9 protein-coding genes are annotated in these 7426 nt (G+C 73.4%); 6 read left to right on the forward strand and 3 right to left on the reverse strand.

Translation table 11 applies throughout. The features are described from left to right. Together ABD091_RS14260 and ABD091_RS14265 are read right to left on the reverse strand one after the other, a co-directional pair. Nucleotides 1-830 (reverse strand): GAF domain-containing protein (locus tag ABD091_RS14260; RefSeq protein WP_343919554.1); only part of this gene is annotated, 830 nt, incomplete at its 3' end. 60 nt (nt 831-890) lie between these two features. After that, nucleotides 891-1331: a pyridoxamine 5'-phosphate oxidase family protein gene (locus ABD091_RS14265; RefSeq protein ID WP_343919556.1), complete on the reverse strand. Its 441-nt coding sequence runs from the start codon at nt 1329-1331 to the stop codon at nt 891-893. A 131-nt stretch (nt 1332-1462) separates the two neighbouring features. Between ABD091_RS14265 and ABD091_RS14270 the strand changes: the two genes are divergently transcribed. Genes ABD091_RS14270 through ABD091_RS14290 form a run of 5 tightly spaced genes read left to right on the forward strand, consistent with a single transcriptional unit; the run spans nt 1463 to nt 5712 of the window. After that, nucleotides 1463-2242 carry a sulfite exporter TauE/SafE family protein gene (locus ABD091_RS14270; protein WP_343919558.1) on the forward strand — a complete coding sequence of 260 codons (780 nt, stop codon included), beginning with the start codon at nt 1463-1465 and terminating at the stop codon, nt 2240-2242. After that, nucleotides 2239-2859: a YigZ family protein gene (locus ABD091_RS14275; protein ID WP_343919560.1), complete on the forward strand. Its 621-nt coding sequence runs from the start codon at nt 2239-2241 to the stop codon at nt 2857-2859. The genes ABD091_RS14270 and ABD091_RS14275 overlap by 4 nt, the downstream gene beginning before the upstream one ends. A gap of 51 nt (nt 2860-2910) precedes the next feature. After that, a complete protein-coding gene (locus tag ABD091_RS14280) occupies nt 2911-4011 on the forward strand; it encodes an S-(hydroxymethyl)mycothiol dehydrogenase (protein ID WP_343919562.1) in 1101 nt (366 codons plus the stop codon). Between the two features lie 26 nt (nt 4012-4037). Then, a complete protein-coding gene (locus ABD091_RS14285) occupies nt 4038-4631 on the forward strand; it encodes an MBL fold metallo-hydrolase (RefSeq protein ID WP_425571490.1) in 594 nt (197 codons plus the stop codon). 58 nt (nt 4632-4689) lie between these two features. Then, nucleotides 4690-5712 carry a cobalamin B12-binding domain-containing protein gene (locus ABD091_RS14290; RefSeq protein WP_343919566.1) on the forward strand — a complete coding sequence of 341 codons (1023 nt, stop codon included), beginning with the start codon at nt 4690-4692 and terminating at the stop codon, nt 5710-5712. 9 nt (nt 5713-5721) lie between these two features. Here the strand turns inward: ABD091_RS14290 and ABD091_RS14295 are convergent, their stop codons facing one another. Then, a complete protein-coding gene (locus tag ABD091_RS14295; RefSeq protein ID WP_343919568.1) occupies nt 5722-6888 on the reverse strand; it encodes a class I SAM-dependent methyltransferase in 1167 nt (388 codons plus the stop codon). 190 nt (nt 6889-7078) lie between these two features. Here ABD091_RS14295 and groES point away from each other — a divergent pair, with 190 nt between their 5' ends. After that, nucleotides 7079-7372, forward strand: a complete 294-nt coding sequence (gene groES, locus ABD091_RS14300) for a co-chaperone GroES (protein ID WP_343919570.1) — start codon at nt 7079-7081, stop codon at nt 7370-7372. Nucleotides 7373-7426: the final 54 nt, after the last annotated feature.

A 7426-nucleotide genomic window follows, 5' to 3' on the forward strand; every position in this document is an offset into this window, starting at 1 on the left:
TGGGCGCGCAGCGGGATGACCACGGCGTGCAGGCCGTGGACGACGCCACTCAGCGGCTCTCCCGGCCGATCGGCGTCGACCAGCCTCTCGGCCTCGGTGAGGGCGTCCTCGACCAGGGACTCGTCGCCCGTGTCGCAGGACGCCACCACGTGGTGGTCGGGGGAGATCACGGCCGCGGCCCGGGCGCGCGACACCGACCGCGCGGCCTCCGTGATGCGGCGCAGCCCCCGGTCGAGCTGCACCGGCGGTTGGAGCGCCTCCGCGATCTCCGTCGACGCCTCGAGCCACTGCCGCCGCCGCTCGCTGAGGCCGTAGGCGCGGGCGTTGTCGACGACCGAGCCGGCTGCCTGCGCGAGCGCGACGACGAGGACCTCGTCCTGCTCGGTGAAGTCGCCGCCGCCCGCCTTCTCGGTCAGGTAGAGGTTGCCGTAGACGGTGCCCCGGATCCGGACGGGGACGCCGAGGAAGCTGGTCATCGGCGGGTGGTGGGCGGGGAAGCCGACGGAGTCGGGGTGCTGCGCGAGGTCGTGGAGCCGCAACGGCTGCGGCTCCCGGACGAGCAGCCCGAGGATGCCGTGGCCGCGGGGCAGGTCGCCGATCCGGCGGCGGGTGTCGGCGTCGATGCCCTCGGCGATGAAGTCGACGAGCATCGCTCCTGGTCCGACGACCCCCAGCGCGCCGTACGCCGCCCCGGTCAGCGACGTCGCCGCCTGGACGATCCGGCTGAGGACCGAGTGCAGGTCGAGGTCGGAGCCGATGGCGCTGATCGCGCCGAGCAGGGCGTTGGCCTCGGCCGGCAGGCGGCGGTGGTCGTGCTCCTCCGGGGTCACGGGGCCCAGTCTGCCGTGACCGGGCGCCCGGCCGCGTCACCGGACCGGGTCAGACGCCCCTCACACGACCCGACGCACGGGCGCGTTGTGCACCGGGTCCCAGCCGGAGCCGAGCTGGCGGCCCGAGAGCTCGCCGCAGTGGAGCCGCAGGAAGAGCGTGCGCGCCCCGCTGGCCCACGGCCGGGGCTCCCAGACGCGCTTGACGTGCTCGACCTCCTCCGGGTCGTGGATGGCCTCGACGCGACCGCGGGCGACCACGCTCCAGCCGCGCTGACGCTCGTGGTCGAAGCCGTCGATCTCGAAGGCCAGCACCCCCTCGCGGCCGTAGGTTCCGAGCACGCCGTAGGGCGACGTCCGGATGATCACGGATCCGTCCACGACCGAGTAGTTGACCGGCACGATGTGGGGCCCGTCGGGTGTCGAGAGCGCGACCCGACCGGTGACGCCTGCGCGAAGCAGGGCCTCGCACTGGCTCTGGCTGAGCTCGTGGACGTCGGTCATGACAGCCTCCCGGTGACGCGTGGTCGATGGATCCATCGTCGGCCGACGTCCCCGCCGCGGGCAGGGACCTTGGTCCCACGGAGGGGCGCCCACGGTCCCGACCTGCGCCGGTCGGTCCCTAGGATCGAGCGGTGTCCGACCCCAGTGCCACCGTGCTCCTGCTGCTGGTGCTGGCGGGGCTCTCGGCGGGCTTCGTCGACGCGGTCGTCGGGGGTGGCGGGCTGGTGCAGCTCCCTGCCCTCCTGCTGGGGCTCCCGGGCGCGAGCCCGGTCCAGGTCCTGGCCACCAACAAGCTCGCCTCGATCTGCGGGACCACCGTCAGCGCGGCGACCTACTACCGCCGCGTCCGCCCGGACCCCCGGACGTTCCTGCCGCTGATGGCGCTGGCGTTCGTCGGCTCGGCCCTCGGTGCACTCGCCGCGACGCGGATCCCGAAGGAGGCGTTCGACCCGATCGTGCTGGTCGCCCTCGTGCTCGTCGGCGGCTACGTCGTCCTCAAGCCTCGGCTGGGGGAGGCGACGGCGCTGCGCTTCACCGGTCGCCGACACCTCGCCGCAGCCATGGGAACCGGCCTGGCGATCGGCTTCTACGACGGCGCGCTCGGCCCCGGGACGGGCAGCTTCTTCGTCTTCACGCTGGTCGGCCTGCTCGGCTACTCCTTCCTCGAGGCGAGCGCCAAGGCCCGGCTGGCCAACTGGACGACCAACCTGGCTGCCCTGGTCGTGTTCGTGCCTGCCGGTGCCGTGCTCTGGAAGGTCGGGCTGCTGCTCGGAGCCGCCAACCTCGTCGGGGGCTACCTCGGCGCGCGCGTGGCGATCTCGAAGGGAGCCGGCTTCGTCCGGATCTTCTTCATCGTGGTCGTCGGCGCCTTCATCGTGCGCATCGGCGGCGACCTCGTGGGGCTCTGGTGAGTCGCTACCTGGTCCCGGCGCACGAGGGGGTCGGTGAGGTCGAGGAGAAGCGGTCCCGCTTCCTCGCCGTCTGTCGTCGGGCCGCCGACGAGGACGCCGCGCGTGCCGTCGTCGACGAGCTGCGCCGCACCCACCACGACGCCCGCCACCACTGCTCGGCCTTCGTCCTCGGCCCGGACGCCGCGGTCGAGCGCTCCAGCGACGACGGTGAGCCGGCCGGGACCGCCGGTGCGCCGATCCTCGAGGTGGTCCGCGGCGTCGGCGTCTGCGACGTGGTGGTCGTCGTGGTCCGCTGGTTCGGCGGCACGCTGCTCGGCGCCGGCGGCCTGGTCCGGGCCTACGGCGACGCCGCCCGGCTCGCGCTCGCCGACGCGGGCACCCGCGAGCGGGCGCTGCTGCACGAGTACGACGTGACCCTCTCCCACGGCGACGCGGCCCGCCTCGAGTCGGAGCTGCGCGGTCGCGGGGTGGAGGTCCTCGACGCGTCGTACGCCGCGGCGGTGACGCTGCGCCTCGGGCTGGTCGATCCCGCGCCCCTCGACGGCTGGCTCGCCGAGCTGACCGCCGGTCGCACCACGGCCGTGGCCGTCGGCCAGCGCTGGGTCGACCTCGCCTGAACGCGGGACGGGCCCTGTCCCCGGCCACCACGCGTCTGGTTGGCTGGCGCCATGCACCAGGTGAGAGCAGTCGTCGCCCGAGCCAAGGGCGAGCCCGTCAGCATCGAGACCATCAACGTCCCCGACCCGGGACCGGGGGAGGCGCTGGTGCAGGTGCAGGCCTGCGGCGTGTGCCACACCGACCTCCACTACCGCGAGGGCGGCATCAACGACGAGTTCCCCTTCCTGCTCGGCCACGAGGCGGCCGGCGTGGTCGAGGCGGTCGGCGAGGGCGTCACCGAGGTCGCGCCCGGTGACTTCGTGGTCCTCAACTGGCGGGCCGTGTGCGGCGAGTGCCGGGCCTGCAAGCGGGGCGACCTCCACTACTGCTTCAACACCCACAACGCCACGCAGAAGATGACGCTCGAGGACGGCACGGAGCTGAGCCCGGCGCTCGGCATCGGCGCCTTCGCCGAGAAGACGCTCGTCGCCGCGGGCCAGTGCACCAAGGTCGACCCCGACGCCCGCCCGGCAGCGGTCGGCCTCCTCGGCTGCGGCGTGATGGCCGGGGCCGGTGCGGCGATCAACACCGGTGGCGTCACCCGCGGCCGCAGCGTCGCGGTCATCGGGTGCGGCGGGGTCGGAGTCGCGGCCATCGCGGCCTCCGCACTCGCCGGCGCGAGTCCCGTGATCGCGGTCGACATCGACCCCCGCAAGCTCGAGCGGGCGAAGGCTCTCGGCGCCACCCACACGGTCGAGTCCTCGCAGGTCGACCCGGTCGAGGAGATCAAGCGGATCGCCGCCGAGACCTACGAGGGCGCCGACGGTGCCGACGTCGTCATCGAGGCGGTCGGCCGGCCGGAGACGTGGAAGCAGGCGTTCTACGCCCGCGACCTCGCCGGCACCGTCGTCCTCGTGGGCGTCCCGACGCCCGACATGAAGGTGCCCGACCTGCCGCTCATCGACGTGTTCGGCCGGGGCGGTGCGCTCAAGTCGAGCTGGTACGGCGACTGCCTGCCCAGCCGCGACTTCCCGATGCTCGTCGACCTCTACCGCCAGGGCCGCTTCGACCTCGACGCCTTCGTCAGCGAGGAGATCGGGCTCGAGGACGTCGAGGCGGCGTTCGACAAGATGCACGGCGGCGACGTGCTGCGCTCGGTCGTGATCCTCTGATGGCGGTCCGGGTCGACCATGCCGTCGTGAGCGGCACCTTCTCCCTCGACGGCGAGACCCACGAGGTCGACAACAACGTCTGGGTCGTGGGTGACGACGAGCAGTGCGTCGTCGTCGACGCACCCCACGACGTCGACGCGATCCTCGAGGTCGTGGCGGGGCGCACGGTCAAGGCGATCGTCTGCACCCACGCCCACGACGACCACGTCCGGGTGGCCCCCGCGCTGCGGGAGCGGGTGACCGCGCCGATCCTGCTCCACCCCGACGACCGGCCGCTGTGGGAGCTCACGCACCCCCAGGACGAGCGGGGCCACCTGTGGGACGTCGACCTCGAGGACGGGCAGACGATCACGGTCGGCGGTGCGGCGATCACGGTGCTCCACACCCCCGGCCACGCACCGGGCGCGGTGTGCCTCTACGTCCACGACCTCGGCTGCGTCTTCACCGGCGACACCCTCTTCCAGGGCGGCCCCGGTGCGACCGGTCGCTCCTTCAGCGACGAGGACGTCATCAAGGAGTCGATCCGGGAGAAGCTGTTCGCCCTGCCCGACGAGACGGTCGTCCACACCGGCCACGGTGACGACACCACGATCGGCGCCGAACGGGTGAACCTGGGCTGATCCAGTGGCGCACGTCACGGGCGCGGTGGTCTACTGGCCCCGACCGGAGGTGTGTCGCGTGGACGCTCGGACCGACTACTGGACCGCACTGGGTGCGGCCGACCGTCAGCGCGCCCAGGCGACGGTCGCGAGCCTCGTCGACCACGAGGGCTGGTCGGCCGGCCGGGTGCTCGAGGAGCTGGTGGTGCCGAGCCAGGCCCGCGTCGGCGACCTCTGGCTGACCGGCGAGTGGAGCGTCGCCCAGGAGCACGCCGCGACCGGGGTCAACGAGTCGGTGGTCCACTGGCTCACCTCACGCCTGCCCGCGCCGGGGGAGCACGCGCCGACGATCCTGGTCGCCTGCCTCCAGGGCGAGCGCCACGCGCTGCCGGCCCTGGTCGTGGCCCACGACCTGATGTCGCTCGGCGCCAACGTCCTGTTCCTCGGCGCCGACCCCGAGCCGTCCGGCCTGCTGTCCGCGATCCTCTCGCTGCGGCCGAGGGCGGTGCTCTTCAGCGCCTCGCTCACCTCCAGCCTGAGCAACCAGCGGATGTTCTTCCACGGGATCGCCTCGGTCGGCATCCCGCTGATCGTCGGGGGACGCGCCTTCGGCGGGCGCGAGCTCGGCTCGAGGCGGGCCGAGGCGCTCGGCGCCACGGCCTACGCCGAGACCGCCCAGGAGGTCCTCGACCTGCTGGCCGAGCTGCCGGTCCGGCTCCCGACGCCGGAGTTCCCCGAGCTCGGCGCCGCCGACGACGACGCGGAGTGGCTCGACCACTACGGCCGCCGGATCGTCCCCGAGATCATGTGGACGCTCGGCCAGCGCCACGGCGACCCCCAGGAGGTCGGCAGCCGCTGGCCGGAGGTCTCCCAGCACATCGAGCACGTCCTCGGCTGCCTCGCGGCGTCGGTCTCGACCCGCGACGAGTCGATCATGGTCGAGGTCCGCGACTGGCTGGTCGAGGTGCTCGCCAACCGGGGCATCGACGCGGCCCTCGTCGACGAGCTCTGGGAGCTGCTCGCCGAACCGCTCCAGGGCCACCCGGTCGCCCGGGTCTTCCTCGCCGCGTCCCGGCGAACCGCCGACGAGCTGCCGGCCTGACGGCGACGCTCAGAAGGGCTCCACGAGCAGTGCCGTGCCGTGGCCCGCGACGCGGGTCAGCACCAGCGTCGCGGTGTTCTCGCCGCGCAGCGCCAGCCGCTGCCGCAGCTCCTCCGGCTTCACCTGGACCCCGCGCTTCTTGATCGTCAGCGCACCGACGCCGCGCTCCCGCAGCGCCGCCTTGAGCTGCTTCTCGCGGTAGGGCAGCTCCTCGAGGACCCGGTAGCCCCGCGCGAACGGGGTGCGGTACGCCGCGTCGCCGGTCACGTAGGCGATGTGCTCGTCGACGAGCCCGCCGTCCACGCCCGCCGCCACGGCCGTCACCAGCCCGGCGCGGATCACGGCGCCGTCCGGCTCGTAGAGGTAGCCGCCGACCGCCCGGACCTCGGCCCCCTCGACGCCGGGGTCGTCCTCCTCGGTCAGCGTCGCCAGGCCGCCCTTGCCGATGACGGTCGCGCGCCGGCGCACGGTCGCGAGCCGGCCGGACCAGAGGGCGGCTTCCTTGACCTCGCCGCGGTCGCTGACCCACTCGGCCTCGACGTCGTCGGGCAGCAGGTCGTGGGGGATGCCGGGGGCGACCTTGACGCAGGAGTCGCGCGCGAGCAGCCGCTCGACGAACGACCACGGCGGCGTCCAGCCGTCGGGGGAGAAGGTGCGGCCGTGGCCGCCGCGCCGCGCGGGATCGGCGAAGGCGACGTCGAAGGGCGAGGTGTCGACGGTCGTGGCGTCCGCCACCGCCACCGCGCCGGCGAGCCCGAGGGCAGCGAGGTTGGCCTCGGCGACGGCCACGCGGACCGGGTCGAGGTCGACACCGGCGGCGGTGATGCCGGCCTCGGCGACCGCGACGAGGTCGCCGCCGATGCCGCAGCCGAGGTCGATGACCGTCCCGGCGGCGAAGGCCTGCAGCCGGCCGGCGCGGTGGCGGGCCACGGAGAGCCGCGTGGCCTGCTCGAGCCCGTCGGGAGTGAAGTACATCCGCTGCGCGAGGGCACCGAACTTGTCGCCGCCACGCCGGCGCAGCTCGACCTGGGTCATCGCGGCCGCGACGTGCTCGGCAGCCGCCTGCTTGCGCAGGGCGGTCTGCCGGGAGAGCTCGTCGCCCTCCAGCTCGCCGGCGCGCGCGAGCAGCCGCTGGCCGTCGTCGGTGAGCAGCCACCGGAACGCGTCGAGGTCCACGGACCGATCCTTCCACCGGGCTGCTCTGGCACTCGTCGAGGGCGAGTGCTAGCGTCAGCGTTGGCACTCTCGACTCGAGGGTGCCAGCTTGCACCGGCGTTCGACCCCCGCGACGGCGTTCGTCATCGCAAGCCCCTTCGTCCCGGAGCCCCCGGGCTCCTCAAGGTAGTGACAGAAAGGTTGATCTGAAGTGTCGGTCAACATCAAGCCGCTCGAGGACCGCATCGTCGTCCAGCCGCTCGACGCCGAGCAGACCACCGCCTCCGGGCTGGTCATCCCCGACACCGCCAAGGAGAAGCCCCAGGAGGGCGAGGTCCTGGCGATCGGTCCGGGTCGCATCGACGACAACGGCAACCGCGTCCCGCTCGACGTCAACGTCGGCGACAAGGTCATCTACAGCAAGTACGGCGGCACCGAGGTCAAGTACGCCGGCGCCGAGTACCTCATCCTGAGCGCCCGCGACGTGCTGGCGGTTGTTTCCTGAATTGCCCGGGGTCGTGTGCCTGAGCGTGCGCCAGAGCGCACGAGCAGGCACACG

This window comes from Nocardioides aestuarii (assembly GCF_039527245.1).
GTDB lineage: Bacteria > Actinomycetota > Actinomycetes > Propionibacteriales > Nocardioidaceae > Nocardioides > Nocardioides aestuarii.

Coding starts and splice junctions, on each gene's coding strand:
- ABD091_RS14265 (WP_343919556.1), bottom strand. CDS start 1,331: ATGACCGACGTCCACGAGCTCAGCCAGAGCCAGTGCGAGGCCCTGCTT.
- ABD091_RS14280 (WP_343919562.1), top strand. CDS start 2,911: ATGCACCAGGTGAGAGCAGTCGTCGCCCGAGCCAAGGGCGAGCCCGTC.